This window comes from Pseudomonas sp. OG7 (assembly GCF_014192825.1).
GTDB lineage: Bacteria > Pseudomonadota > Gammaproteobacteria > Pseudomonadales > Pseudomonadaceae > Aquipseudomonas > Aquipseudomonas monteilii.
The window spans coordinates 388,210-413,671 of the sequence record NZ_JACHYK010000001.1; the positions used below are offsets into that span (position 1 = coordinate 388,210).

Below are 25,462 nucleotides of genomic sequence, written 5' to 3' on the forward strand. Positions count from 1 at the left end.
CATGCCGGATTGTTTTGCTGGGGAAGCCGAATGGAATTCGTGCTCTATCTGCTGTTGGGCGCCTGTGCCGGTGTGCTGGCCGGGCTGTTTGGCGTGGGCGGCGGCATCATCATCGTGCCGGTGCTGGTGTTCAGCTTCACCTTGCAGGGCTTCGATGCCTCGGTGCTGACCCACCTGGCCGTCGGCACGTCGCTGGCCACCATCGTCTTTACCTCGATCAACGCCGTGCTCGAACACCAGCGCAAAGGGGCCGTGCAATGGCCGATCTTCGCCTGGATGACCCTCGGCATCCTCATTGGCGCCGGCATCGGTGCCAAGACGGCCTCGCTGATCCAGGGCCCGCTGCTGCAGAAGATCATCGGCGTGTTCGCCCTGGTCATCGCCGCGCAGATGGCCCTGGACCTCAAGCCCAGGGCCAGCCGTGGCATCCCCGGCAAACCCGCGTTGATCGGCGCGGGCGGGGTGATTGGCTGGGCCTCGGCCATTTTCGGCATTGGCGGCGGTTCGCTGACCGTGCCGTTCCTGACCTGGCGCAGCCTGCCCATGCAGCAGGCAGTGGCCACGTCCTCGGCCTGTGGCCTGCCGATTGCCGTGGCCAGTGCCCTGAGTTTCATGCTGCTGGGCTGGCACGAAGAGCACCTGCCACCCCATAGCCTGGGCTACGTGTACCTGCCGGCGCTGGTCGGCATTGCCGTGACCAGCATGTTTTTCGCCCGCTTCGGCGCGCGCCTGGCGCACAAGCTGTCGCCCCGTTTGTTGAAACGCCTGTTCGCAGCACTGCTGTTCTGTGTCGGCCTCAGCTTTTTGATTTGAATCGAGAGGAAGTTCCATGCTGCCTTACCCGCAGATAGACCCCGTGGCCGTGGCCCTCGGGCCGCTGAAAATCCACTGGTACGGCCTGATGTACCTGATCGGCATCGGCGGCGCCTGGCTGTTGGCCTCGCGTCGGCTGAACCGCTTCGACCCTACCTGGTCGCGGGAGAAACTGTCCGACCTGGTGTTCTGGCTTTCGATGGGGGTGATCGTCGGTGGGCGGTTGGGCTATGTGCTGTTCTATGACCTGCACCAGTACCTGGCCAACCCGACGCTGATCTTCGAGGTGTGGAAGGGCGGCATGTCGTTCCACGGCGGCTTCATTGGCGTGATGCTGGCGGCCTTGTGGTTCGGCAAGCGCAACAACAAGTCGTTCTTCGAACTGATGGATTTCGTCGCCCCACTGGTGCCGATCGGCCTGGGCGCCGGGCGTATCGGCAACTTCATCAACGCCGAACTGTGGGGCAAGGCGACCGACGTGCCGTGGGCGATGGTTTTCCCGCCGTTCAGCGACCCGGCCCAGTTGCCCCGTCATCCGTCGCAGCTGTACCAGTTTGCCCTGGAAGGTGTGGCATTATTCGTGATTCTCTGGTTGTACTCTCGCAAGCCGCGCCCGACCATGGCCGTTTCCGGCATGTTCGCGCTGTTCTACGGCATTTTCCGCTTTATCGTGGAGTTTGTCCGAGTGCCTGATGCCCAGCTTGGCTACATTGCCTTCGGCTGGTTGACCATGGGTCAGTTGCTTTGCGTGCCGATGATTGTCGGCGGCATCTTCTTGATCTGGCTGGCCTACAACCGCAAACCTACGGCAAAACCAGCCGTATGATTTTCACGGCAGGGGTGATCCCCCTGCCGTTCTTGTTACAGGAAAGTCATGAAACAGTATCTAGATCTGGTCCGTGAAGTCATCGAGAACGGTACGTTGCAAGGCAATCGCACCGGCATCCGTACCATCAGCCTGCCGGGCGCCATGCTGCGCTTCGACCTGCAGAAGGGCTTCCCGGCCATCACCACGCGCAAGCTGGCGTTCAAGTCGGCGATCGGCGAAATGGTCGGCTTTCTGCGTGGCGTGAAGAACGCCGGTGAATTCCGTGAGCTGGGCTGCAAGGTCTGGGACCAGAACGCCAACGAGAACGCCCAGTGGCTGGCGAACCCGTTCCGCCAGGGCCATGACGACCTGGGCGAAATCTACGGCGTGCAATGGCGCCAGTGGCCGGGCTACAAGCGCATCCCGCTGAGCAACCCGGCGGCCATCGAAATGGCCGAAAAGGCAGGCTTCCGTCGCATCGCTCAGGACGAAGAGGGCGGCGTCGCGTTCGTCATCCTGTACAAGGCCATCGACCAGGTGCGCCAGTGCCTGGACACCATCGCCAACGACCCGGGCAGCCGCCGTATTCTGTTCCACGGCTGGAACTGCGCGCAGCTGGACGAAATGGCCCTGCCGCCGTGCCACCTGCTGTACCAGTTCCACCCGAATGTAGAGACCAAGGAAATCTCCCTGACCCTTTACATCCGCTCCAACGACCTGGGCCTGGGCACGCCGTTCAACCTCACCGAAGGCGCGGCGCTGCTGTCGCTGTTCGGCCGCCTGACCGGGTATACCCCGCGTTGGTTCACCTACTTCATTGGCGATGCCCATGTGTATGAAAACCACCTGGACATGCTGAATGAGCAGCTCAAGCGCGAGCCGCTGGAGGCGCCGAAGCTGGTGATCAGTGATCGCGTGCCGGCGTTTGCCGAGACCGGCAAGTATGAGCCGGAGTGGCTGGAGAAGATTGAGCCGAGTGACTTCTGGCTGGAAGGGTATGAGCACCATGCGCCGATGACGGCGCCGATGGCGGTCTGACAGATCTCCATTACCTGAACTGGCCTATTCGCGGGCGTGCCCGCGAATGCTTTCGGCTTAATGCCCGTGACTTCGCCCCACATGCGAATGCTCGGTTTCCGGCACCGATACTGCCCCGTTCGTCTCCAGTTGCTGCAAGATCGCGCATTCCGCCCCTTGCGCATTGCAGCGCCGCCGCAGCTCCACCAGCTGTTCCTGCAACGCCACCAAGCCATCGATCCGTGCCTGCACATGCTCGATATGCTCGTCGATCAGCGCATTGACGCTGCCGCACGAATCATCGGGGCTGTCGCGCAGGCGTAGCAGGCTGCGGATTTCATCCAGGGTCATGTCCAGGGTGCGGCAGTTGCGGATGAAGGTGAGCCGCTCGACGTGGGCCTGGGTGTACAGCCGGTAGTTGCCGTCGCTGCGCGCCGGCTCCGGCAGCAGCTGTTCACGCTCGTAGTAGCGTATGGTTTCCACGGCGCAGTCGGTGGCTTTGGCCAGCTCTCCGATCTTCATCACGAAATCTCCAGCAAATGGCTTGACCCTATAGTGGCTACAGGGTGTTCCATTGGCAACAGGCTCAATTTAAGGATAACCCCATGAACCAGCCTGTCAGCCACGAACACAAACACGATCACCACGCCCACAGCTGCTGTGGCAGCGCTGCTGCCCCAGCCTTGGTCCAGCTGAGCGAAAAGGCCAGCAGCCACGCCCAGTTCAGCCGTTTCCGCATCGAGGCCATGGACTGCCCTACCGAGCAGACCCTGATCCAGGACAAGCTGGGCAAGCTGGCCGGGATCGAGCAGCTGGAATTCAACCTGATCAACCGTGTGCTTGGCGTGCGCCACACCCTGGGTGGCACTGCTGAAATCGAGCAGGCCATCGACAGCTTGGGCATGAAAGCCGAGCCGCTTGGCGCCGAAGACGATGGCACCGCCAGTGCACCACAAGTGGCCAAGACCCGCTGGTGGCCGCTAGCGCTGTCCGGTATTGCCGCGATTGCCGCCGAAATCGTGCACTTTGCCGCGCTGGCCCCGGAGTGGGTGGTGGCGGCGCTGGCGTTGGCAGCGATCCTCGGCTGTGGCCTGGGTACCTACAAGAAGGGCTGGATTGCCCTGAAGAACCGCAACCTCAACATCAACGCGCTGATGAGCATTGCCGTGACTGGCGCGGTGCTGATCGGCCAGTGGCCGGAAGCGGCCATGGTGATGGTGTTGTTCACCGTCGCCGAGCTGATCGAAGCCCGCTCGCTGGACCGTGCGCGCAATGCCATTGGCGGCCTGATGCAGCTCACCCCGGACATGGCCACCGTGCGACAGGCCGATGGCCAGTGGCGGGAAGTGGAGGTGCGGGAAGTGGCCATCGGTGCCCTGGTGCGGGTACGCCCCGGCGAACGCATTGGCCTGGACGGTGAGGTGATCAGCGGCCAATCCAGCGTCGATCAGGCGCCGATTACCGGCGAAAGCCTGCCTGTAGAGAAGGCAGTGGGCGACAAGCTGTTCGCCGGCACGATCAACCAGGCAGGGGCGCTGGAGTTTCGTGTTACCGCTGTTGCCGGGCAATCGACCCTGGCGCGGATCATCAAGGCCGTCGAGGAAGCGCAAGGCGCGCGGGCGCCGACCCAACGCTTCGTCGACCGCTTCTCGCGCATCTACACCCCGGTGGTGTTTGCCATCGCCTTGGCCGTGGCGGTGATTCCGCCGCTGTTCATGGCCGGTGCGTGGTTCGACTGGATCTACCGCGCCCTGGTGCTGCTGGTGGTCGCGTGCCCGTGCGCCCTGGTGATCTCGACCCCGGTGACCATCGTCAGCGGCCTGGCCGCTGCGGCGCGCAAAGGCATCCTGATCAAGGGCGGTGTTTACCTGGAGGGCGGTCGCCACCTGGACTTCCTGGCCCTGGACAAGACCGGCACCATTACCCACGGCAAACCGGTGCAAACCGACGCCAAGGTGCTGGAGCCGCTGTTCGAAGGCCGCGCACAAGCCCTGGCAGCCAGCCTGGGTGAGCGTTCAGACCACCCGGTCTCCCGCGCAATTGCCCAGTTCGGCAAGGAGCAAGACCTGGCCTTGAGCGAGGTGGATGACTTCGCTGCCCTGGCCGGTCGCGGCGTGCGTGGCACCATTGCCGGTGAGATCTACCACTTGGGCAACCACCGCCTGGTCGAGGAACTGGGGCTGTGCTCGCCTGCGCTGGAAGCCCAGCTGGATGCGCTGGAGCGCCAGGGCAAGACAGTGGTTTTACTGCTCGACCGCTCTGGCCCGCTGGCGCTGTTCGCGGTGGCCGATACGGTCAAGGACAGCAGCCGCCAGGCCATCGCGGAACTGCATGAGCTGGGTATCAAGACTGTCATGCTGACCGGCGACAATCCGCATACCGCGCAGGCCATCGCCGCCGTGGTGGGTATCGACCGTGCTGAGGGCAACCTGCTGCCGGGCGACAAGCTGAAAACCATCGAAGCCCTGTACGCCCAAGGCCATCGGGTGGGCATGGTGGGTGACGGTATCAACGACGCCCCGGCCCTGGCCCGTGCCGAAATCGGCTTTGCCATGGCGGCGGCTGGCACCGACACCGCCATCGAGACTGCCGATGTAGCGCTGATGGACGATGACTTGCGCAAAATCCCGGCCTTCGTCAGGCTGTCGCGCCAAAGTGCGGCGATCCTCATGCAGAACATCGTTCTGGCGTTGGGCATCAAGGCAGTATTCCTGGCGATCACCTTTGCCGGCATGGCCACCATGTGGATGGCGGTGTTCGCCGACATGGGCGTGAGCCTGCTGGTGGTGTTCAACGGCTTGCGCCTGCTGCGCAAATAGAGGACGTGCATGCTGAGTTCGGAGCTGAAAGCCTTCTACATGGTGGCCCGCTTGGGCAGCATCACTTTGGCGGCGAAAAAGCTCGGGCTCAGCCAGCCCACGGTGACCACGCAGATCCGCAACCTGGAAAGCCAGTACGCGGTCGAGCTGTTCTACCGTGGCGGGCGGCGCCTGGTGTTGAGTGAAGAGGGCGTGCGCCTGCTGCCGATGGTCAAGGCGCTGCTGCAGCAAGAGGCCGATATCGAGTTCGAGCTGCGCAACAGTGGCCAGGCCCAGGGCAGCCTGCGTATTGCCGCCACGGCGCCTTACTACATTCTCGACTTGGTGAAGATCTATCGCGAGCGCTTGCCGCAGGTGGAAGTGGCGGTGGAAATTGGCAACTCGCAGCAGGTGCTGGAAATGCTTGAAGACTACCGGGTGGACATCGCCGCTTCGTCACAGCTGGTGGAAGATGCCCGGCTGGTGCGGCGGGTGCTGGGGACTGATCCGCTGGTGGTGGCGGTGCATCGCAACCACCCGTTGGCCCAGCGGCAGGCGGTGTCGATCGACGTTGTGGCCGGGCACTGCCTGTTGATGCGCGAGAAGGGCTCGACCACGCGCAAGCTGACCGAGCAGATGCTGCAGGAGGCCGGGGTGAAGGCCGGGGCTTTGCTGGAAATCGGCAGCCGCGAGTCGATCCGCGAAGCGGTGCTGCGCAATATCGGTATCAGCGTGATTGCCCGGCATGAGGTGCCGCATAACCCTGAATTGCGGGTGCTGGCGCTGGAAGATGCGCCGGTGATGCATGAGTATTTGTATTGCCTGAAGGAGCGGCGCCAGGCGCGGTTGCCGGCTGCCTTCCTTGGGGTGGCGCAGGAAGTGGCGGGCTCACACTTCTAGATTTGTTTGGGCAATACAAAATCTGCCAATACCACTATCACTTGCTTTTGCCTTAAAGCCACAGAACCTTCGCACAGCCTGCCTAGCATGGCCCCCATCTCTTCGATGAGGCCCTGCCATGAACCACGCCACCCCCGGCGCACAGATGAAAGTGCGCAACATTCACAAGCGCTTCGGTGCCTTTACGGCGCTCAACGATGTCTCGCTGGACATCGCCGCCGGCGAGCTGGTGTGCCTGCTCGGCCCGTCCGGCTGTGGCAAGACCACGCTGCTGCGCTGCATTGCCGGCCTGGAGCGCCAGGACCGTGGCACGTTGTACATCGGTGAACGCGATATCTCCGAGCTGCCGCCCCAGGCCCGTGACTACGGCATCCTGTTCCAGTCCTACGCGCTGTTCCCCAACCTCACCGTCGAGGCCAACATTGCCTACGGCCTGGCCGGCAGTGGCCGCGAGCAGGCCCGCCAGCGGGTGGCTGAAATGCTTGAACTGGTAGGCCTTTCTGGCAGCGAGAAGAAATACCCCGGCCAGCTCTCCGGTGGCCAGCAGCAACGTGTGGCCCTGGCCCGTGCGCTGGCGCCGTCACCCTCCCTGTTGCTGCTCGATGAGCCCATGTCGGCGCTGGACGCACGGGTGCGCGAGCACCTGTGCACCGAACTGCGCCAGCTGCAACGCCAGCTGGGCATTACCACCTTGATGGTCACTCACAATCAAGACGAGGCCATGCTGATGGCGGACCGTATTGCGGTGATGAACAACGGCCAGGTTGAGCAGTACGCCACCCCACAGGAAATCTACGACCAGCCGGCCACACCGTTCGTCGCCGAGTTCGTTGGCCAGGGCAACTGGCTGCCTTTCCAGCGCAACGGTGACAGCCATGCCCAGGTCGGCGCCATGAGCATGCGTCTGGCGCCGGGCTCGGCCCAGGCCAGCAGCGGCCGGTTGTTCTGCCGCCCGGAGGCAATCACGGTCAACCCGGTGGTGCACGAGGAAAACCTGTTCCCGGCCATGGTCCGCGAGATTACGTTCCTGGGTAACCGCTGCCGCATGAGCTTCGAACTCAAAGCCCTGCCTGGCCATGCCCTGCTGGCTGAACTGGCCCCCGAAGCCATGCCGCGCCTGGGCTCGCAGGACATTTGGGTGGCCCTGCCGCCGCAGAGCCTGCAGGTGTTTGCCTGAGATGGCCGCGCCAATGTCCCTGCCGCTGACCCAGGCCAACCCCATGCCGCGAGCTGGCATCGCCCTGGGTGACCGGTTGTTCGTCGTCGGCGGCAAGAGCCTGCTGCTGATCCTTCTGGTGCTGGCCGTGCTGATGCCACTGCTGGCGATCTTCTGGCGTGGCTTCAGCGCTGACGCGGGCCAGGGTGGCGGCCTGCTGGCAGCCCGCGAACTGTTCGCCAGCGACAATTTCCATTGGTTGCTGGGCAACAGCCTGTCGGTGGCTTTCACCGTGGCGGCCATCGTGGTGCCGCTGGCGTACCTGTTCGCCTATGCGCTGCAACGCACGCGGATCCCGGCCAAGGGCGTATGGCGGGGGATTTCCCTGCTGCCGCTGCTGGCGCCGTCGATGCTGCCGGCCATCGCGCTGGTCTACCTGTTCGGTAACCAGGGGCTGCTGCGCGGGTTGCTCAGCGACAACATCTACGGTTTCTGGGGCATCGTGCTGGGCGAGGCGATCTACACCTTCCCGCATGCGCTGATGATCCTGCTGTCGACGCTGTCGTTGGCCGATGCCCGGCTGTTCGATGCGGCCTCCAGCATGGGCGCCGGCCCGTGCCGGGCATTTACCAGCATCACCTGGCCAGCCACGCGGCAAGCGGTATTCGCGGCGTTCTGCCTTGTGTTCACCCTGACCATCACCGACTTCGGTGTACCGGTCGTGGTCGGTGGTGACTATCAGGTACTGGCACTGGAGGCCTACAAGGCGGTGGTGGGCCAGCAACAGTTCGGCCGTGGCGCGTTGATCGGCATGGTCCTGCTGCTGCCGGCGCTGTTCAACTTCACGGTCGATGCCTGGCTGCGTCGGCGCCAGGGCGAAGCCATGAGCGGCCGTGCCCAGGTGTTCGAGCCCAAGCCATCGCGCAGCCGAGATGCCTGCTTCCTGGCCATCGTGTTGCTGGTGTGCGCGGCGTTGCTGCTGGTGATCGGCATGGCGGTGTATTCCTCGCTGGTCACCTTCTGGCCGTACAACCTGTCGTTGTCGCTGCGCCATTACATGTTCGAAGACACCGCCGGTGGCGGCTGGCTGGCTTATCGCAACAGCGTGACCATGGCCTTTGGCACCGCGCTGATCGGCAGCATCGTGATCTTCACCGGTGCCTACCTGATGGAGAAAAGCCAGGGCCAGCGCCTGCTTAACCAGATGCTGCGCCTGCTCAGTTTCATTCCCATGGCCGTGCCAGGCCTGGTACTGGGCCTGGGCTACGTCTTCTTCTTCAACCTGAACGGCAACCCGCTGCATGTGTTGTATGGCGGCATGGGGCTGCTGGTGGTGTGCACCATTGCTCACTACCTGACCACCGCGCAGATGACCGCAACCACGGCACTGCGCCAGCTCGACGGCGAGTTCGAGGCCGCCGCGCTGTCGCTGAAGGCACCGTTGTACAAGCACTTCCTGCGGGTGACTGTGCCGATCTGCCTGCCGGCACTGCTGGACATCATCCGCTACCTGTTCGTCTCGGCCATGACCACCGTGTCGGCGGCGATCTTCCTGTACAGCCCCGACACCATTCTGGCCGCCGTTGCCGTGCTGAACATGGACGACGCCGGCAACGTGGGCGGTGCTGCTGCCATGTCCACCCTGATTCTGCTGACCAGTGCCGGCGCTTCACTGCTGCTGGCCGCAGCCTCACGCGGCCTGCTGCGCCGCTCCCAAGCCTGGCGCCAACGCGCCGCGACCGTCTGACCTGTAAGGAACCTACCCATGTACAAGCACCTTGCACTTGCCGCTGCCGTTTCTGCCGTGTTCAGCCTGCAGGCCTTGGCCGCCGGTACCCAGCTGACGGTCTACACCGCCCTGGAAGCTGAACAGCTGAAGAGCTACAAGCAGGCCTTCGAAAAGGCCAACCCGGACATCGAGATCAAGTGGGTACGCGACTCCACCGGCATCATCACCGCCAAGCTGCTGGCCGAGAAGGACCGCCCGCAAGCTGACGCCGTGTGGGGCCTGGCGGCGTCCAGCCTGGCCATTCTCGACCAGAACGGCATGCTGGAAGCCTACGCGCCGAAAGACCTGGGCAAGATCGCCGCCAACTACCGCGATGCCGCAAACCCACCGGCCTGGGTGGGCATGGACGTGTGGGCCGCGACCATCTGCTTCAACACCATCGAGGCCGAGAAGCAGGGCCTGAGCAAACCGGTGAGCTGGCAAGACCTGACCAAGCCGGAGTACAAGGGCAAGATCGTGATGCCTAACCCGGCCTCGTCTGGCACGGGTTTCCTTGATGTCAGCGCCTGGTTGCAGACCTTCGGTGAGCCGCAGGGCTGGGCCTACATGGATGCGCTGCACCAGAACATCGGGCAGTACGTTCACTCCGGCTCCAAGCCATGCAAGCTGGCGGCGGCGGGCGAGTTCCCGATCGGTATCTCGTTCGAATACCCGGCCGTGCAGCTCAAGCGCCAGGGCGCGCCGCTGGACATCGTGCTGCCGAAGGAAGGCCTGGGTTGGGAGATCGAGGCGACTGCGGTGATCAAGGGCTCGCGCAAGGCGGACGCGGCCAAGCGTCTGGCCGATTTTTCGGCAAGCCCCGCAGCCATGGAGTTGTACAAGGAGAACTTCGCCGTGCTGGCGGCGCCGGGCATTGCCAAGCCGCAGACCGAGTTGCCAGCGGACTATGAACAGCGCCTGATCAAGAACGACTTTGCCTGGGCCTCGCAGAACCGCGACCAGATTCTGGCTGAATGGCGCAAGCGCTATGACGGTAAGTCGGAGAAGGTGGCCCAGCAGTAACCTTTCGCTTTGCAGCTCTGGCCTCTTCGCGGGTAACCCGCGAAGAGGCCAGGCCTGTTTACTCAAAACTGAGAAACCAACGCCTCTAGCTGTTCCTGCCGCTCAGCCTGATTCAGCTTCGACCCTGGATTGAGCGTCGACCACTGCGGATGTGCCCGCGCCTTTACCAGCGCCTCTGGCAACTTGCCTTCACGCCAGGCCTTTTCATCCAGCTCACCCAGCCTGATGCTGTCCTGCGCCGCATGCCCGCGGTTGTCCAGCGCAACCATCAACTGCTGCTGACGCAAGGCCAGCAAGCGCAATACCGTGTCGTCCACGGTCAACTCGCGTTTGCCCTTTAGCTTGCTCATCAACCGCGAACCATAGTTGCGTGCCGTCTGCAGCGCACCACCGGCAATTGCACCTGCCAAGGCCGCTGCACCGAGGGTAAGGCCGCCAACCAGCAAATCAACCCCGGCACCGGCGGCCGCCCCGGCTGCCACACCGCTGCCCAGGCGTACGCCCAGCAGCTTCAGGGTTTCGGGGTTGAACAGGTCGTCACCCCACCGGCCATCCAGCAATGGCAGGTCGCTGGCATGGGCGTCTTCGCGGCGGAAGGCATACAGTTTGAGCAGTGCCTCGACGCAGCGCTGCTCCCGCTGACGTATGTCCCGGCGTAGCGCTTCGATGGCCCTGGCTTCGGCCGCCGGCTCAGCCTCGACACTGCGCCGGCAGGCGGCGCAGTCCAGCAGCAGCTCGGCGATCAGGCGCTTGCCGCTGTGCTGGCGCGCCAGGCGCTGTGCCTGCTGGTCGTCGATCAGCCGCTGCAGGGCAGGGCGAGCGTCTTCCAGCAACAGGGCCAGGCTCTCGTACAAACGCCGCTCGCCATCCTCGGGCGGGGCCACGCTGTCGAACCGCACCAACGCGTGAAGCCCAATCCGCGCAAGGGCTTCACGCCATTGCGGCTCGCGGTGCTGGTGGCTGGCGACGAAGTTGAGCACCGGCAGCAACGGCTTGCCGCAGCTGGCCAGCACTTCCAGCTCGTCGCGGTATTTGGCCAACACCGGCTCACGCGCATCGATCACGTACAGGCCGGCATTGCTGGCCAGCAGCTGGCGCAGCACCTTGGCCTCCTGCTCGAAACGCTGGCGTGCTTCGCTGCCCTGAAGAAAGCGCTCCAGGCGGGCCGGGCCGTCCAGGCGCTCGCCCGGGCGCTCCAGGCGTTCGAGGTAGTCGAGCAAGGCGATGGCATCTTCCAGGCCCGGTGTGTCGTACAGCTCCAGCAAGGGTTCGCCGTCCACCGACAAGCGCGCACCTTCCACATGGCGGGTGGTGCTGGGGCGGTGGGAGACTTCGCCAAAGCCGACGTCACGGGTGAGGGTGCGCAGCAGCGAGGTCTTGCCGACGTTGGTGTGGCCGACCACGGCCAGTTTCAGCGGCTCAGTCATGGCCATGCTCCAGCCAGGTCAATGGCGAGGTGTCGGCATGCGCCAGGCCAAGGCGGTCGAGGGCTTCGTGCCAGTCACCCAGGCGCTGGGAATCGAGGGCCTGACCAGGCGCGGCCTGTAGTAGCCAGATTCGGGTCGCACCGGCATTGCGCGCCAGTTCGGCGAGCAGTGCCAGGCTGCCGCGGTCGGGTGAACGCCGTGGGTCGCAGGCGATGGCCAGGCGTGCGGGCGGGAAGCGGCCAAGTTGTTCAAGCAGGCGGTTGCGCGATTCGCGGCTATCGAGCACACCGGCATCGATCACGTTTTTGGGCAGGGCGGGCGGCCAAGGGCGCTGGTCGTCCAGTTCCAGGCCGATCAGCAGGGCACCGCTGCTGCCGCTTTCCAGCTGGCCGGCGGCAAACTGTGGCAAGGCCTCGGGGGCCGCGTCCTGCACGCCGATGCGCTCGCTGCGGGGCATCAGCGCATCTCGCAGGTGCGCGTAGCCGGGCAGGCTAAGGTCCAGCGTCAGGCGCTCGCGGCCCTGGCGCCAGCGCCACAGGCATAACGCGGCCAGCAGCAAGCGCGGCAGCAGGCCATACACCAGCACTACGCCGAGCAGCCAGCTGGCCCAGGCCTGGCGGGCCAGGTCCAGCGCGGGCAAGGTGTCGCCGCTGGCGCGGATCATGGCCTCGTCGGGTATGGCAAAGCCCAGCAACGAGGGCAGGGCGCCCAGGGCCTGGGTCAGGTGGATGAACGGGTCGGCGGCAAGCAGCGTGGTTTCCCAGACGAAGCCATAGCGCCGGGTCGCCAGCAAGGCCAGCAGCATGCCCAGCGCGGTGAGCATCGCCAGCAGCCACAGGCCGTGTACCAGCAGGCCGAGCAGCCAGCGGTTGAGCCGCTGGCGTTGCAGCAGCACTAGCAGCGCAGGTGCCAAGTGCGCGGCTTTGGCATCGCGGGCAAAGCGTTCGCTAAGCCATAGCCACAGGCGGCCCAGCCCCGCGCCGTGCTCGCCACTGATGGCAAGGCCGACGGCCCAGCCCAGCAGCATCAGCAGGTTCAGCCCGAGCAGGCTGCCCAAGGCCCAGAATACGTTGACCGGCCGTTGCCCATCGCCCAGGGCGGCCAGTGCCATGCCGGCGCCGCTGAGCACGGCCAGCAGCAACAAGGCCAGCAGCGCCAGGCGCGCCCCCTGCTTCCAGTGGTGCAAGGCGACAGTCATGCCGTCGCGTTCGGCCAGGCACAGCGCACGGGTTTCGATACGGGCCGCCAGGTCGCCGCCCAGTTGGCGGGCGCGGCGGTTGGCCTCCTGGTCTTCCAGAGGGCCGGCATGTTCTTCACGCAGGCGTACCGCTTCGGTGAGCCAGCGCTTGTCCAGTGAAGTGGGTGCAGTCACAAGGTCTTCCATTGCACAGGTCAGGGCAGAAGCATAACCCACACGCCCGGTGCTATCCTCGCTGGCATGAATACATCACTCCCCCTCAGCCTGATCGCGGCATACGCTGAAAACCGCGTGATCGGCATCGACAACTCCATGCCCTGGCATTTGCCGGGGGATTTCAAATACTTCAAGGCCACCACCCTGGGCAAGCCGATCATCATGGGGCGCAAGACCTGGGACTCGCTGGGGCGGCCACTGCCCGGGCGGTTGAACATCGTCGTCAGCCGCCAGCCGGGGCTTGAGCTGGCAGGCGCCGAGGTGTTCGCTTCCCTTGAGGGGGCGCTGGTGCGGGCCGAGCAGTGGGCGCGTGAGCAAGGCGTTGATGAGCTGATGCTGATTGGCGGGGCGCAGCTGTATGGGCAGGCGCTGGAGCAAGGGCTGGTCAGCCGGATGTACCTGACGCGGGTGGAAATGGCACCGGAAGGGGACGCGTGGTTCCCGGCGTTTGATGAGGGGCAGTGGAAGCTGGCGTCGAGTGAGGCGCAGGCTGAAGAAGGTAAGCCTGCCTATCACTTCGAGGTCTGGGACAGGGTTTGAGATTGCCGGGGCTGCATAGCAGCCCTGGGTGACGCGTCAAGTATGGCTCAATTCGGCATGCTCATCGCCCGCCAGCACAGCTTTGTCAGTCTCTTTCAGCAGTTGGCTGGTGACCACGCCCGCCGTCATCGAACCGTTCACGTTCAACGCCGTGCGCCCCATGTCGATCAGCGGCTCCACCGAAATCAGCAATGCCACCAGCTCCACCGGCAAGCCCATGGCCGGCAGCACGATCAGCGCGGCAAAGGTGGCACCACCGCCTACACCGGCAACCCCTGCCGAGCTCAACGTGACGATGGCCACCAGGGTGGCGATCCACAGCGGGTCGAAGGTATCGATGCCCACTGCCGGTGCAACCATCACCGCCAGCATGGCGGGGTAAAGGCCGGCACAGCCGTTCTGGCCAATGGTGGTGCCGAATGATGCGCTGAAGCTGGCAATCGACTGCGGCACGCCCAGGCGGCGGGTTTGCGCCTCGATGTTCAGCGGAATGCTGGCGGCGCTGGAGCGGCTGGTGAAGGCGAAGGTCAGCACCGGCCACACCTTGCGGAAGAAGCGCAGCGGGCTCACGCCAGTGGCGGCGAGGATGATACCGTGCACCACGAACATCAGCGCCAGGCCCAGGTACGACACCACCACGAAGCTGCCCAGCTTGAGGATGTCTTCCATGTTCGAGCTGGCCACTACCTTGGTCATCAACGCCAGCACGCCATACGGGGTCAGTTTCATCACCACGCGCACCAGGCGCATCACCCAGGCTTGCAGGGTGTCGATGGCCGACAGGGCACGTTCGCCTTTCTCGGCATCGTCCTTGATCAGCTGCAAGGCCGCCAAGCCGATGAACACGGCAAAGATCACCACGCTGATGATCGAAGTCGGCTTGGCCCGCGCCAGGTCACCCACCGGGTTGCTGGGGATGAACGAGAGCAGCAGCTGCGGGATGTTGAGGTCGGCGACCTTGCCGGCATAGTCGCTGTGGATAACCTGCATGCGTGCGCTTTCCTGGGCGCCGGCCACCAGGCCTTCGGCGCTGAGGCCGAACAGGTTGGTCAGCACGATGCCGATCAGCGCGGCAATGGCGGTGGTCAGCAGCAGGGTGCCGATGCTCAGCACGCTGATGCGGCCCAGCGAAGAGGCATTGTGCAGGCGTGCCACGGCGCTGAGAATCGAGGCGAAGATCAGCGGCATGACGATCATCTGCAACAGGCCGACATAGCCGTTGCCGACCAGGTCGAGCCAGGCGATGGTGGCCTTGAGCACCGGGTGGCCCGCGCCGTAGATCGTGTGCAGGGCCAGGCCGAAGAGCACACCCAGCACCAGGCCCAGCAGCACCTTCTTGGCCAGGCTCCAGTCGGTACGGCGGGTTTGTGCCAGGCCCAGCAACAGGGCCAGGAACGCCAGCAGGTTAAGGGACAGCGGCAGGTTCATTGAAGCTCCAGCGAAAAAAAGCAAAGGAAGCATCGCCTCTGTGAGCGATTGCGAACGGAAATGCTAACAGGCTGAAAACAAACGAATTTATATCCAAATGGAATGTGCATAGTCGTTTATGGAATAACGGCGTGTCGCAGATTGCAATGAACACGGCGTTTGCAGCTGCATGAAGGTCGTTATCGAGGGCCGTTGACGGGGAATGTTGCACTAGCGTTTCCGGGTCATTTCAGGAGATTCGTACATGAAGCGCGCCCCTAAAGCCGTGGCCCTCGGCCTGTCCCTGCTGTTCAGTATCGAAACCTTCGCCACCGAGCTCAAGCATTGGCCTGCAGAAGCAGCCAAACAGCTCGACAGCATGATTGCCGCGAATGCCAACAAAGGTAATTACGCGGTGTTCGACATGGACAACACCAGTTACCGCTATGACCTTGAAGAAGCCCTGCTGCCATTCATGGAAAACAAGGGGCTGCTGAGCCGCGACAAGCTCGACCCGTCGTTGAAGCTGATGCCGTTCAAGGACACCGCCGAGCACAAGGAAAGCCTGTTCAGCTACTACTACCGGTTGTGCGAAGTTGACGACATGGTCTGCTATCCGTGGGTGGCCCAGGTGTTCTCGGGCTTTACCCTGAAGGAGCTGAAAGTGCAGGTGGATGAGCTGATGGCCTCCACCAAGCCGATCCCCAGCACCTATTACGACGGGGACCAGGTCAAGGCCATCGAGGTACAGCCGCCCAAGGTCTTCAAAGGCCAGGCCGAGCTGTACAACAAGCTGATGGAGAACGGCATCGAGGTGTACGTGATTTCGGCGGCTTCGGAAGAGCTGGTGCGCATGGTCGCGTCAGACCCCAAGTACGGGTACAACGTGAAGCCGCAGAACGTGATTGGTGTGAGCCTGCTGCTGAAAGACCGCACCAATGGCCAGCTGACCACGGCACGCAAGCAGATCAGCGCCGGGCACTATGACGCCAAGGCCAACGAAGGGCTGGAACTGACCCCGTACCTGTGGACCCCCGCCACCTGGATGGCGGGCAAGCAGGCGGCGATCCTGACCTATATCGATGAGTGGAAGAAGCCGGTGCTGGTGGGGGGCGACACGCCGACCAGTGACGGTTACATGCAGTTTCATGGGGTGGATGTAGGCAAGGGCGGTATTCACCTGTGGATAAACCGCAAGGCCAAGTACATGGACCAGCTTAACGGGATGATTGCCAAGAATGCGGCGGCGCAGGCCAAGGAAGGGCTGTCGGTGACGGCGGACAAGAACTGGGTGATCGTGACGCCGGAGCAGATCCAGTAGGCTCATGGTACGTGTACCGTGATTCGATAACTGCCGCTGGAAACACGTTTGCCGTAGCGGTCGTGAATGGCGAACGTGTGACCGGCCAGGGTCTCTTGATGAATGACCGTGGTGTACTCGCCAGAGAAAATGTTCTTGGCTTGCAAATGGACAGGGGGTGCGTCTGATGGAAGAAAGGCGCTGGGGCAATCGGTAAGCACCAAGCGCCCTTGTTCGGCATCCCAGGCATGGCGACAACCAGGTACATGTACCGAGCCCCTGAAACTGATGGCTCCGGTCATTGCACGCTCCTGACCTTGGGTAGAGGTGGGTACCAGGCATGCGTACCCTATGGTCACGCTGTACAGCAGGCTTTTCCAACTCATGGCTGCCATTGCCCCCTAAGGCTGCTTTTTAGGCAGTATGGGAGCGGAAAAGCAAAAAAAACCGGCGCACGGGGCGCCGGTTGGTGTTTTCAGACGCTTCTTACAGGCCTTCCAACATAGCCTTGTTGCGCACAGCACCCTTGTCGGCACTGGTCGCCAGCAGGGCGTAGGCCTTCAGCGCAGTGGTCACCTTGCGTGGGCGTACTTCGGCAGGCTTCCAGCCCTTCTTGTCCTGCTCTACACGACGCTCAGCCAGCTCTTCATCGCTGACCAGCAGGTTGATCGAACGGTTAGGGATGTCGATCAATACCTTGTCGCCATCGCGCACCAGGCCGATGGCACCACCAGCAGCAGCCTCAGGCGAGGCGTGGCCGATCGACAGGCCCGAAGTGCCGCCCGAGAAGCGGCCGTCGGTGAGCAGGGCGCAAGCCTTGCCCAGGCCTTTGGACTTCAGGTACGAGGTCGGGTACAGCATTTCCTGCATGCCCGGGCCGCCTTTCGGGCCTTCGTAGCGGATGATCACGATGTCGCCGGCCTTCACTTCGTCAGCGAGGATGCCGCGTACGGCGCTGTCCTGGCTTTCGAAGATTTTCGCGGTGCCTTCGAACACGTGGATCGACTCGTCGACACCGGCGGTTTTCACCACGCAACCGTCGAGTGCGATGTTGCCGTACAGCACGGCCAGGCCGCCTTCTTGCGAATAAGCGTGCTCGAAGCTGCGGATGCAGCCGTTTTCGCGGTCGTCATCCAGGGTTTCCCAACGGGTCGACTGGCTGAACGCGGTCTGGGTCGGGATGCCGGCAGGGCCTGCCTTGAAGAAGGTGTGCACGGCTTCGTCATCGGTCTGGGTGATGTCCCATTTGGCGATGGCTTCTTCCATGCTGCGGCTGTGCACGGTCGGCAGGTCGGTGTGCAGCAGGCCGCCACGGGCCAGCGAACCGAGGATGCTGAAGATGCCGCCGGCGCGGTGTACGTCTTCCATGTGGTACTTCTGGATGTTCGGCGCCACTTTGCACAGCTGTGGCACTTTGCGCGACAGGCGGTCGATGTCGCGCAGGTCGAACGCCACCTCGCCTTCCTGGGCGGCAGCCAGCAGGTGCAGGATGGTGTTGGTCGAGCCACCCATGGCGATGTCGAGCATCATGGCGTTTTCGAAAGCCTTGAAGTTGGCGATGCTGCGCGGCAGCACCGACTCATCGTTCTCGCCGTAGTAGCGCTTGCACAGCTCCACGATGGTGCGGCCGGCGGTGAGGAACAGCTGCTCGCGGTCGGAGTGAGTGGCCAGAGTCGAGCCGTTGCCCGGCAGGGCGAGGCCCAGGGCTTCGGTCAGGCAGTTCATCGAGTTGGCGGTGAACATGCCGGAGCACGAACCGCAGGTCGGGCAGGCGCTACGCTCGTACTCGGCGACTTTTTCGTCCGAAGCCGAGGAATCGGCTGCGATGACCATGGCGTCGACCAGGTCCAGGCCGTGGCTGGCCAGCTTGGTCTTGCCGGCTTCCATCGGGCCGCCGGAAACGAAGATCACCGGGATGTTCAGGCGCAGGGCGGCCATCAGCATGCCGGGGGTGATCTTGTCGCAGTTGGAGATGCACACAATGGCGTCGGCGCAGTGGGCGTTGACCATGTATTCCACGGCGTCGGCAATGATCTCGCGGCTTGGCAGCGAGTACAGCATGCCGTCGTGGCCCATGGCGATGCCGTCATCGACCGCGATGGTGTTGAATTCCTTGGCCACGCCACCGGCGCGCTCGATTTCGCGGGCAACCAGTTGGCCCAGGTCCTTCAGGTGCACGTGGCCCGGGACGAACTGGGTGAACGAGTTGGCGATGGCGATGATCGGTTTCTTGAAGTCTTCGTCCTTCATCCCGGTGGCGCGCCACAGGGCACGGGCGCCGGCCATGTTGCGGCCTTGGGTGGACGTCTTGGAACGATAATCAGGCATGAAACACTCCTGGCGGCTTAATCAGGTCACAAAAAGGGGAGTGAGCTTCTCTTGTCCTTTGCGCCGCAGGCCGGTTGCCACTGGCACGGATGAGGCCGAAGACCGCGCGGGATCGCCGCGTGCTTGGCCAGAGCTCATAAACCCGCCGGGGATGACTGGCGATGAATAGGCCGATTCTACACCGCTGGCGCGGCGAGGGAATGAAGATGTGCCTGGTCGGTGAATTTGCCCGTACAGCCGGTACCTGTAGGACGCTTCCGAAACATCCCCCAACGGGCTGACTTGCGCACCTCGACTAACTATCATCCGGCCGCCGCATGTGCGGTTTAACGAGATAACCCTCAATGGACCTTCCCAGTTACCGGTTCCACATGAACCTGCTATCTGGCACTGAGCGCGCCGCCGCCAGGGCTGCCGAAGGCTTGAGTCCGCGAGGCTGAAGTCTGCAGGCGCCTGCGTCGGCGCCTGGAGAACTTCATGCAACATCAAATCGATAAAAACACCCTTCAGTCGAACGCCCATGCAGCCCTGGAGGCCCAACGGCGCGAAGCGACAGAGGACTTTCACAAGGGCGCTTCAATCACCAACCATGTCGGTAACTTGCGCGATGCGACCCTTGGTTTGCTCTACCGAAAGCGCGTGCTATGGCTGGTTTTGCTGGTGTTTGGCAACCTGTTTTCTGGGGCGGGTATCGCCGCTTTCGAGGAAACCATCGCCGCCCATATCGCCTTGGTATTCTTCCTGCCATTGCTGGTGGACAGCGGCGGTAATGCTGGTGCTCAGTCTGCAACGCTGATGGTACGAGGCCTGGCGACGGGTGAAGTGGCCATGCGTGACTGGTGGCGCATGTTGGGGCGGGAGTTCGGGGTTGCATTGGCTCTGGGATGCACCATGGCTGTTGCCGTGGCGTCCTTGGGGGTACTGCGCGGCGGGCCGCAAATTGCCCTGATCGTAGCCAGCAGCATGGTGATCATCGTACTGGTTGGAAGCCTGATCGGCATGAGCCTGCCATTTCTGCTGAGCCGCTTGCGGCTGGACCCAGCGACAGCCAGCGGGCCACTGATTACATCGATTGCCGATGCAGCGGGGGTATTGGTGTACTTCGGGATTGCGACGCACGTTCTGGATATTTGAAGCGGGCCGGGGGCGCAAGGCCCCCGACCGACAGCAATCAGCTGTTTGGCAGCAACCGGCAGGTGATGCTCTTGATGTAACGGGTCTCGGCGATGGCCGGGTGCACCGGGTGGTCCGGGCCTTGGCCGCCGCGCTCGAGCAACTGCATGTTGCGGTCCAGGTGGCGGGCGCTGGTCAGCAGGATGTTGTGCAGGTCGTCCTCGGGCAGGTGCATCGAGCACGAGGCGCTGACCAGGATGCCGTCCTTGCTCAGCATGCGCATGGCCTGCTCGTTCAGGCGGCGGTAGGCCGCTTCACCGTTCTTCAGGTCTTTCTTGCGCTTGATGAAGGCGGGTGGGTCGGCAATGATCACGTCGAAGCGCTCTTCGGCGGCCTTCAGTTCGCGCAAGGCCTCGAACACGTCGCCTTCGATGCAGGTCAGTTTCTCGCTGATGCCGTTGAGTGCCGCGTTGCGCTCCACACCATCCAGGGCAAAGCCAGAAGCATCGACACAGAACACTTCGCTGGCGCCGAAGGCACCCGCTTGCACGCCCCAGCCACCGATGTAGCTGAACAGGTCGAGTACACGCTTGCCTTTTACATAGGGGGCCAGGCGCGCACGGTTCATGCGGTGGTCGTAGAACCAGCCGGTCTTCTGGCCTTCACGCACCGGGGCTTCGAACTTGACGCCGTTCTCTTCCAGCGGCACCCAGTCCGGTACTTCGCCGTAGACGGTTTCGACATAGCGCTGCAAGCCTTCGGCGTCACGTGCGGCGGAGTCGTTCTTGAACAGGATGCCGCTGGGCTTGAGCACCTGAACCAGGGCGGCGATCACGTCGTCCTTGTGGGCTTCCATGGTGGCCGAGGCCAACTGCACCACGAGGATGTCGAAGAAGCGGTCGACCACCAGGCCCGGCAGCAGGTCGGAGTCGCCATAGACCAGGCGGTAGCACGGCTTGTCGAACAGGCGCTCACGCAGCGACAGGGCGACGTTGAGGCGGTGAACCAGCAGCGACTTGTCCAGCGGCAGCTTGATGTCGCGCGACAGCAAGCGGGCGCAGATCAGGTTGTTCGGGCTGAGTGCAACGATGCCCAGAGGCTTGCCGTTGGCTGCCTCGAGAACAGCCTGCTGGCCGGCCTGGAAGCCTTGCAGCGGGGTCGCGCTGACGTCGACTTCGTTGCTGTAGACCCACAGGTGGCCGGCGCGCAGACGGCGGTCGGCATTGGCTTTGAGGCGAAGGCTGGGCAGGGACATGACGTCGCTCCGGGAAAAAAGAGCGGGAGTATAACCTGTTGGCCCGAACTTCTGTTCGAGGCGCGACAAAGCGCTTGCGCACTCAACTGGGTTAGAATCCCCCGTCCTAAACGAGTGTGCACGTATGTCCCAAGAACTCAGCGCCGAACAGATCCAGCAAGCCTTGCAAGGCATCACCATCCCGCCGCAACCGCAGATCATGGTCGATCTGCAGTTCGAGCAGTACATGCCTGACCCGGACCTGGAAACCATCGCCAAGCTGATTTCCCAGGACCCGGGCCTCTCCGGTGCCTTGCTCAAACTGGTTAACTCGCCGCACTTCGGCCTGTCCAACAAGATCGGCTCGATCCAGCGCGCGGTGAACCTGCTGGGCAGCCGTTCGATCATCAACCTGATCAACGCCCAGTCGATCAAGGGGGAGATGAGCGATGAGACCATCGTTACCCTCAACCGCTTCTGGGATACCGCTCAGGACGTGGCGAACACCTGCCTGACCCTGGCCAAGCGCACCGGTATCCAGGCAGCGGACGAGGCGTACACACTGGGCCTGTTCCATGACTGCGGCGTGCCGTTGATGCTCAAGCGCTTCCCCAATTACATGGAGGTGCTGGAGGAGGCGTACGCCAAGGCCGGCGAAGAAACGCGCGTGGTCGATACTGAAAACCATACGTTCAACACCAACCATTCGGTGGTCGGCTATTTCACCGCCAAGTCGTGGCGCCTGCCCGAGCACCTCAGTGCAGCCATCGCCAACCACCACAATGCCCTGGCGGTGTTCCGCGACGAGAGTTCGCGCAATACCCAGAGCCAGCTGAAAAACCTGTTGGCGGTGTTGAAGATGGCCGAGCACATTTGCGCGTCCTACCGGGTGCTGGGCAACCAGGCGGTGGACCATGAATGGAATGTGGTGGGCCCGCTGGTGCTCGATTACATTGGCTTGTCGGAATACGATTTCGAAAACCTCAAGCAGAACATTCGCGAGCTGGGCGGGCACTGACACATGCCGGAATTACCCGAAGTAGAAACCACCCGGCGCGGTATTGCGCCGCACCTGGAAGGCCAACGCGTCAGCCGTGTGGTGGTACGCGACCGGCGCCTGCGCTGGCCCGTTCCGGAAGACCTGGACGTACGCCTGTCGGGGCAGCGCATTGTCAGCGTCGAGCGGCGTGCCAAGTACCTGTTGATCAATGCCGAAGTCGGCACGTTGATAAGCCACCTTGGCATGTCGGGTAACCTGCGGCTGGTTGAGCTGGGTTTGCCGGCGGCCAAGCATGAACATGTCGATATCGAGCTGGAGTCGGGGCTGATGCTGCGCTACACCGACCCGCGCCGCTTTGGGGCCATGCTGTGGAGCCTGGACCCGCTGAACCACGAATTGCTGCTGCGCCTGGGGCCAGAGCCGTTGACCGACCTGTTCGACGGCGAACGCCTGTTCCAGCTGTCGCGCGGGCGGTCGATGGCGGTCAAGCCCTTCATCATGGACAACGCAGTGGTGGTGGGGGTGGGCAACATCTATGCCACTGAGGCACTGTTTGCTGCAGGGATTGACCCACGCCGGGAGGCGGGCGGGATTTCCCGGGCGCGCTACCTGAAGCTGGCGATCGAGATCAAGCGTGTGCTGGCGGCGGCAATCGAGCAAGGGGGCACCACCCTGCGCGACTTTATCGGGGGCGATGGGCAGCCGGGGTACTTCCAGCAGGAATTGTTCGTCTATGGTCGCGGCGGGCAGCCGTGCAAGGTGTGTGGCACGGAGTTGCGCGAGGTGAAGCTGGGGCAGCGGGCGAGCGTGTACTGCCCGCGTTGCCAGCGCTAAGGCAAGGGCGAGGCCCTTGCCTGGTGGCGATCAGTCCTTGCCGGTAATGCGGCGGTACTTGGCCATCAGTTGTTCTTCGGTTTCCGGGTGGGCTTCATCCAGCGGGATGCAGTCGACCGGGCAGACCTGCTGGCACTGCGGCTCGTCGTAGTGGCCCACGCACTGGGTGCACAGGTTAGGGTCGATCACATAGATCTCTTCGCCTTGGGAGATAGCCTCGTTCGGGCACTCGGGTTCGCAGACGTCGCAGTTGATGCAATCGTCGGTGATGATCAGGGACATGGGGACTCCGGCCGGGGCTCACCGCCCGGGCATGTTCAACGCAATGGGCACAATTGTGCCGCATTCGCGCCCGCAGTGCACGCGGGCGCGACAATCAGGCGATCAGGGTTACTTCTTGAAGCGTTCGGTCAGCGCGTCGGCCACCACCGGGTGGACGAACTTGCTGATATCTCCACCCAGCGCAGCGATTTCCCGGACCAACGTCGAGGAAATGAACGAATAACGCTCAGAAGGCGTGAGGAACAGGCTCTCGACATCGGGGGCCAGTTGCCGGTTCATGTTCGCCAACTGGAACTCGTATTCGAAGTCGGACACGGCACGCAGGCCACGCAGGAAGACGTTGGCGCCCTGTTCCTTGGCGAAATGCGCCAACAGGGAAGAGAAGCCGATGACTTCGACATTGGGCAGGTGCTTGGTGACCTCACGGGCGAGCTCCACCCGTTGTTCCAGCGGGAACAGGGGGTTTTTCTTCGGGCTGGCCGCCACTGCGATGATCACATGGTCGAACAGCCGCGAAGCGCGTTCGACCAGGTCGCCATGGCCTTTGGTAATGGGGTCGAAAGTACCCGGGTACAACACTCGGTTCATCGCGTCATCCTGGCTGGAGTGCGTTGGGGAGTCGGATGGTAGCGCAGCGACGGCGCCCCGGCCAAGTCATGCGGCCGGCTGATGGCACTATAGACAGGGGGCGTATTCGTTGTCATGCGTTGCGTGCCAGGCGGGCGACAAGTGCTTCGGTGAGCCTGGCGCTGATGGCATACACCGAGAGTTGCGGGTTGGCGCCGATGCTGGTGGGGAACAGCGAACCGTCGTGGACGGACAGGTTTTCCAGCTGGTGGTGACGGCCCAGGCTGTCACACACCGCTTGGCGCGGGTCTTCGCCCAGCGCACATCCCCCCATCACATGGGCGCTGCCCAGGCGTATGCGCAAGGGTTCCAGGCGCAACGTGTCGATCATGGCCAAGGCCTGTTCCAGGCTGGACGTGGCGTTGGCATCGCTGTGCACGGGGGTGACCTGGGTAGCGCCGGCGGCAAACTGGATCTGCGCCATGCTGCGGTAGGCGCGACGCAATCCGTCGCGCAGGTAGTCGGTGACCGGGTAATCGAGCACCGGTGAGCCATCGCCACGCAGCTCCACGGCACCGCCCTGGCTCTCGGGGTGGAAGCCATCACGCAGCAGCGCCAACATCGCATGGGTGTGCGGCAACTCGGCCATACGCTGGGCGTTTTCTTGGCCGTGCCCACCCAGCAGGGTGCTGGCCAGGGCCGGGTGCAACGGCGGCACTTCCAGTTTGTAGCCGACCGGGCCATCCGTGCCGCCTTGCCACTGGAAGTGGTCGCTGTAGATGGACTGCGGGGCGCCGTAGTAAGGGTCGATGCGGTCCTTGAAGCGCGCTGCGCTGAAGTTCACCAGGTGCAGGAAGGTGCGCTTGCCCAGGCGGTCGTGGGGGTCAGGCGCGTCGGAACGCAGCAGCAGGGCCGGGCTGTTGATGCCGCCGCCGGCAAGCAGGTAATGGCGCGCACGGATGCTGACCTGCCTACCGGTGGGGTGTACGCCTTGGGCATCCAGGGCCAGGCATGTGAGGCCCTGGATGCGCTCGCCGTTGTGGGCGAAGCGCTCCGCCCGGGCCAGGTACAGCAGTTCGCCGCCGTGGTCGAGGGCGGCGGGAATACGGGTTACCAACATCGATTGCTTGGCATTCACCGGGCAGCCCATGCCGCAGTAGCCCAGGTTCCAGCAGCCGCGTACGTTGCGCGGGATAATCGCCCAGCGGTAACCCAACTGTTCGCAGCCTCGGCGCAGTACGTCGTTGTTGGCATTGGGTGGCATGGCCCATGGCGTAATGCCCAGGTCCTGCTCCATGCGCTCGAACCAGGGGCGCAGGTCATCTTCGCCCAGGCCCGTCACGCCGTGGGCCGAGGCCCAGTGCGCCAGCGTCTGCGGCGGGGTACGAAAGCTCGACGTCCAGTTCACCAACGTGGTGCCGCCTACGGCGCGGCCTTGCAGGATGGTGATGGCGCCATCCTTGCTCATGCGCCCCAGGCCCTCCTGATACAGGGTTGCATAGGCTTCGTTTTCCAACAGGTGGAAGTCGCTGCTGGTCTTGAGCGGGCCTTCTTCGATCAACAGCACCTTGAAACCGGCGGCGCTGAGCATTTGTGCGCTGGTGGCGCCGCCGGCACCGCTGCCAATCACGGCAATATCGGCCTCCAGCAAAAGGTCGTGCTCCAGGCGTGACGCGTCATGGGTGATCCAGCCGCGTTCGAGGCCTTGGCGAAACGGGTCGGCTACAGGCATT

23 protein-coding genes are annotated in these 25,462 nt (G+C 63.5%); 13 read left to right on the top strand and 10 right to left on the bottom strand.

Annotated elements, in window-relative coordinates; genetic code table 11:
* Positions 1–30: 30 nt before the first annotated feature.
* From FHW75_RS01865 to FHW75_RS01875, 3 genes are read left to right on the top strand one after another with little or no spacing between them, the layout of a single operon-like run.
* Entirely contained in the window at positions 31–813 is a 783-nt protein-coding gene (locus FHW75_RS01865; protein ID WP_019097933.1) for a sulfite exporter TauE/SafE family protein, read from the top strand.
* Between the two features lie 16 nt (positions 814–829).
* Positions 830–1,639: a prolipoprotein diacylglyceryl transferase gene (gene lgt, locus FHW75_RS01870; protein ID WP_019097932.1), complete on the top strand. Its 810-nt coding sequence runs from the start codon at positions 830–832 to the stop codon at positions 1,637–1,639.
* A 48-nt stretch (positions 1,640–1,687) separates the two neighbouring features.
* Positions 1,688–2,659: a thymidylate synthase gene (locus FHW75_RS01875; protein ID WP_016712551.1), complete on the top strand. Its 972-nt coding sequence runs from the start codon at positions 1,688–1,690 to the stop codon at positions 2,657–2,659.
* A gap of 57 nt (positions 2,660–2,716) precedes the next feature.
* Here FHW75_RS01875 and cadR read toward each other — a convergent pair whose 3' ends face one another.
* On the bottom strand, positions 2,717–3,160 hold the full coding sequence (gene cadR, locus FHW75_RS01880) for a cadmium resistance transcriptional regulator CadR (protein ID WP_015272183.1): 444 nt from the start codon (positions 3,158–3,160) through the stop codon (positions 2,717–2,719).
* Between the two features lie 83 nt (positions 3,161–3,243).
* On the opposite strand from cadR, the gene FHW75_RS01885 reads away from it, so the two are divergent.
* The 5 genes from FHW75_RS01885 (at position 3,244) to FHW75_RS01905 (ending at position 10,283) form a co-directional block, all read left to right on the top strand.
* A complete protein-coding gene (locus FHW75_RS01885; protein ID WP_025752210.1) occupies positions 3,244–5,457 on the top strand; it encodes a heavy metal translocating P-type ATPase in 2,214 nt (737 codons plus the stop codon).
* 9 nt (positions 5,458–5,466) lie between these two features.
* A complete protein-coding gene (locus FHW75_RS01890; protein ID WP_016712548.1) occupies positions 5,467–6,336 on the top strand; it encodes a LysR family transcriptional regulator in 870 nt (289 codons plus the stop codon).
* A gap of 118 nt (positions 6,337–6,454) precedes the next feature.
* Entirely contained in the window at positions 6,455–7,513 is a 1,059-nt protein-coding gene (locus tag FHW75_RS01895; RefSeq protein WP_016712547.1) for a putative 2-aminoethylphosphonate ABC transporter ATP-binding protein, read from the top strand.
* A 1-nt stretch (position 7,514) separates the two neighbouring features.
* Positions 7,515–9,239, top strand: a complete 1,725-nt coding sequence (locus FHW75_RS01900) for a putative 2-aminoethylphosphonate ABC transporter permease subunit (protein ID WP_183673066.1) — start codon at positions 7,515–7,517, stop codon at positions 9,237–9,239.
* 18 nt (positions 9,240–9,257) lie between these two features.
* Entirely contained in the window at positions 9,258–10,283 is a 1,026-nt protein-coding gene (locus FHW75_RS01905; RefSeq protein WP_183673068.1) for a putative 2-aminoethylphosphonate ABC transporter substrate-binding protein, read from the top strand.
* A 62-nt stretch (positions 10,284–10,345) separates the two neighbouring features.
* On the opposite strand, the gene FHW75_RS01910 is transcribed toward FHW75_RS01905, so the two are convergent.
* Together FHW75_RS01910 and FHW75_RS01915 are read right to left on the bottom strand one after the other, a co-directional pair.
* Positions 10,346–11,710, bottom strand: a complete 1,365-nt coding sequence (locus FHW75_RS01910; protein ID WP_183673070.1) for a GTPase/DUF3482 domain-containing protein — start codon at positions 11,708–11,710, stop codon at positions 10,346–10,348.
* Complete coding sequence (locus FHW75_RS01915) at positions 11,703–13,094, bottom strand: DUF2868 domain-containing protein (RefSeq protein WP_033694512.1); 1,392 nt, start codon at positions 13,092–13,094, stop codon at positions 11,703–11,705. Before FHW75_RS01915 ends, FHW75_RS01910 begins: the two co-directional genes overlap by 8 nt.
* Positions 13,095–13,148: 54 nt before the next feature.
* On the opposite strand from FHW75_RS01915, the gene FHW75_RS01920 reads away from it, so the two are divergent.
* Positions 13,149–13,664 (top strand): dihydrofolate reductase, encoded by a 516-nt coding sequence (locus FHW75_RS01920; protein WP_019097924.1) that lies wholly within the window; start codon positions 13,149–13,151, stop codon positions 13,662–13,664.
* Positions 13,665–13,700: 36 nt separating this feature from the next.
* Here the strand turns inward: FHW75_RS01920 and FHW75_RS01925 are convergent, their stop codons facing one another.
* The gene (locus FHW75_RS01925) at positions 13,701–15,092 is read right to left on the bottom strand and encodes an L-cystine transporter (protein WP_016712541.1); all 1,392 of its coding nucleotides are present in this window, start codon (positions 15,090–15,092) and stop codon (positions 13,701–13,703) included.
* A gap of 244 nt (positions 15,093–15,336) precedes the next feature.
* Here FHW75_RS01925 and FHW75_RS01930 point away from each other — a divergent pair, with 244 nt between their 5' ends.
* Positions 15,337–16,392: a phosphorylcholine phosphatase gene (locus FHW75_RS01930; protein ID WP_025752222.1), complete on the top strand. Its 1,056-nt coding sequence runs from the start codon at positions 15,337–15,339 to the stop codon at positions 16,390–16,392.
* A gap of 2 nt (positions 16,393–16,394) precedes the next feature.
* On the opposite strand, the gene FHW75_RS01935 is transcribed toward FHW75_RS01930, so the two are convergent.
* Both FHW75_RS01935 and ilvD read right to left on the bottom strand, forming a co-directional pair.
* Positions 16,395–16,673, bottom strand: coding sequence for a hypothetical protein (locus tag FHW75_RS01935; RefSeq protein ID WP_033693760.1), 279 nt, complete (start codon positions 16,671–16,673; stop codon positions 16,395–16,397).
* Between the two features lie 184 nt (positions 16,674–16,857).
* Entirely contained in the window at positions 16,858–18,699 is a 1,842-nt protein-coding gene (ilvD, locus tag FHW75_RS01940) for a dihydroxy-acid dehydratase (RefSeq protein WP_019097922.1), read from the bottom strand.
* Positions 18,700–19,176: 477 nt separating this feature from the next.
* Between ilvD and FHW75_RS01945 the strand changes: the two genes are divergently transcribed.
* Positions 19,177–19,833, top strand: a complete 657-nt coding sequence (locus tag FHW75_RS01945; protein WP_016712539.1) for a magnesium transporter — start codon at positions 19,177–19,179, stop codon at positions 19,831–19,833.
* A 37-nt stretch (positions 19,834–19,870) separates the two neighbouring features.
* Here FHW75_RS01945 and FHW75_RS01950 read toward each other — a convergent pair whose 3' ends face one another.
* Positions 19,871–21,067, bottom strand: a complete 1,197-nt coding sequence (locus FHW75_RS01950; protein ID WP_019097921.1) for a class I SAM-dependent rRNA methyltransferase — start codon at positions 21,065–21,067, stop codon at positions 19,871–19,873.
* A 178-nt stretch (positions 21,068–21,245) separates the two neighbouring features.
* On the opposite strand from FHW75_RS01950, the gene FHW75_RS01955 reads away from it, so the two are divergent.
* The gene (locus FHW75_RS01955; RefSeq protein ID WP_174244685.1) at positions 21,246–22,064 is read left to right on the top strand and encodes an HDOD domain-containing protein; all 819 of its coding nucleotides are present in this window, start codon (positions 21,246–21,248) and stop codon (positions 22,062–22,064) included.
* Positions 22,065–22,067: 3 nt separating this feature from the next.
* Positions 22,068–22,880, top strand: coding sequence for a bifunctional DNA-formamidopyrimidine glycosylase/DNA-(apurinic or apyrimidinic site) lyase (gene mutM, locus FHW75_RS01960; protein ID WP_016712536.1), 813 nt, complete (start codon positions 22,068–22,070; stop codon positions 22,878–22,880).
* Positions 22,881–22,910: 30 nt separating this feature from the next.
* Here the strand turns inward: mutM and FHW75_RS01965 are convergent, their stop codons facing one another.
* The 3 genes from FHW75_RS01965 to FHW75_RS01975 form a co-directional block, all read right to left on the bottom strand.
* Complete coding sequence (locus FHW75_RS01965) at positions 22,911–23,162, bottom strand: YfhL family 4Fe-4S dicluster ferredoxin (protein WP_016489663.1); 252 nt, start codon at positions 23,160–23,162, stop codon at positions 22,911–22,913.
* Positions 23,163–23,270: 108 nt separating this feature from the next.
* A complete protein-coding gene (gene coaD, locus FHW75_RS01970; RefSeq protein ID WP_003249065.1) occupies positions 23,271–23,750 on the bottom strand; it encodes a pantetheine-phosphate adenylyltransferase in 480 nt (159 codons plus the stop codon).
* Positions 23,751–23,862: 112 nt separating this feature from the next.
* A complete protein-coding gene (locus tag FHW75_RS01975) occupies positions 23,863–25,461 on the bottom strand; it encodes a GMC family oxidoreductase (protein WP_027614833.1) in 1,599 nt (532 codons plus the stop codon).
* Between the last annotated feature and the right edge of the window lies 1 nt (position 25,462).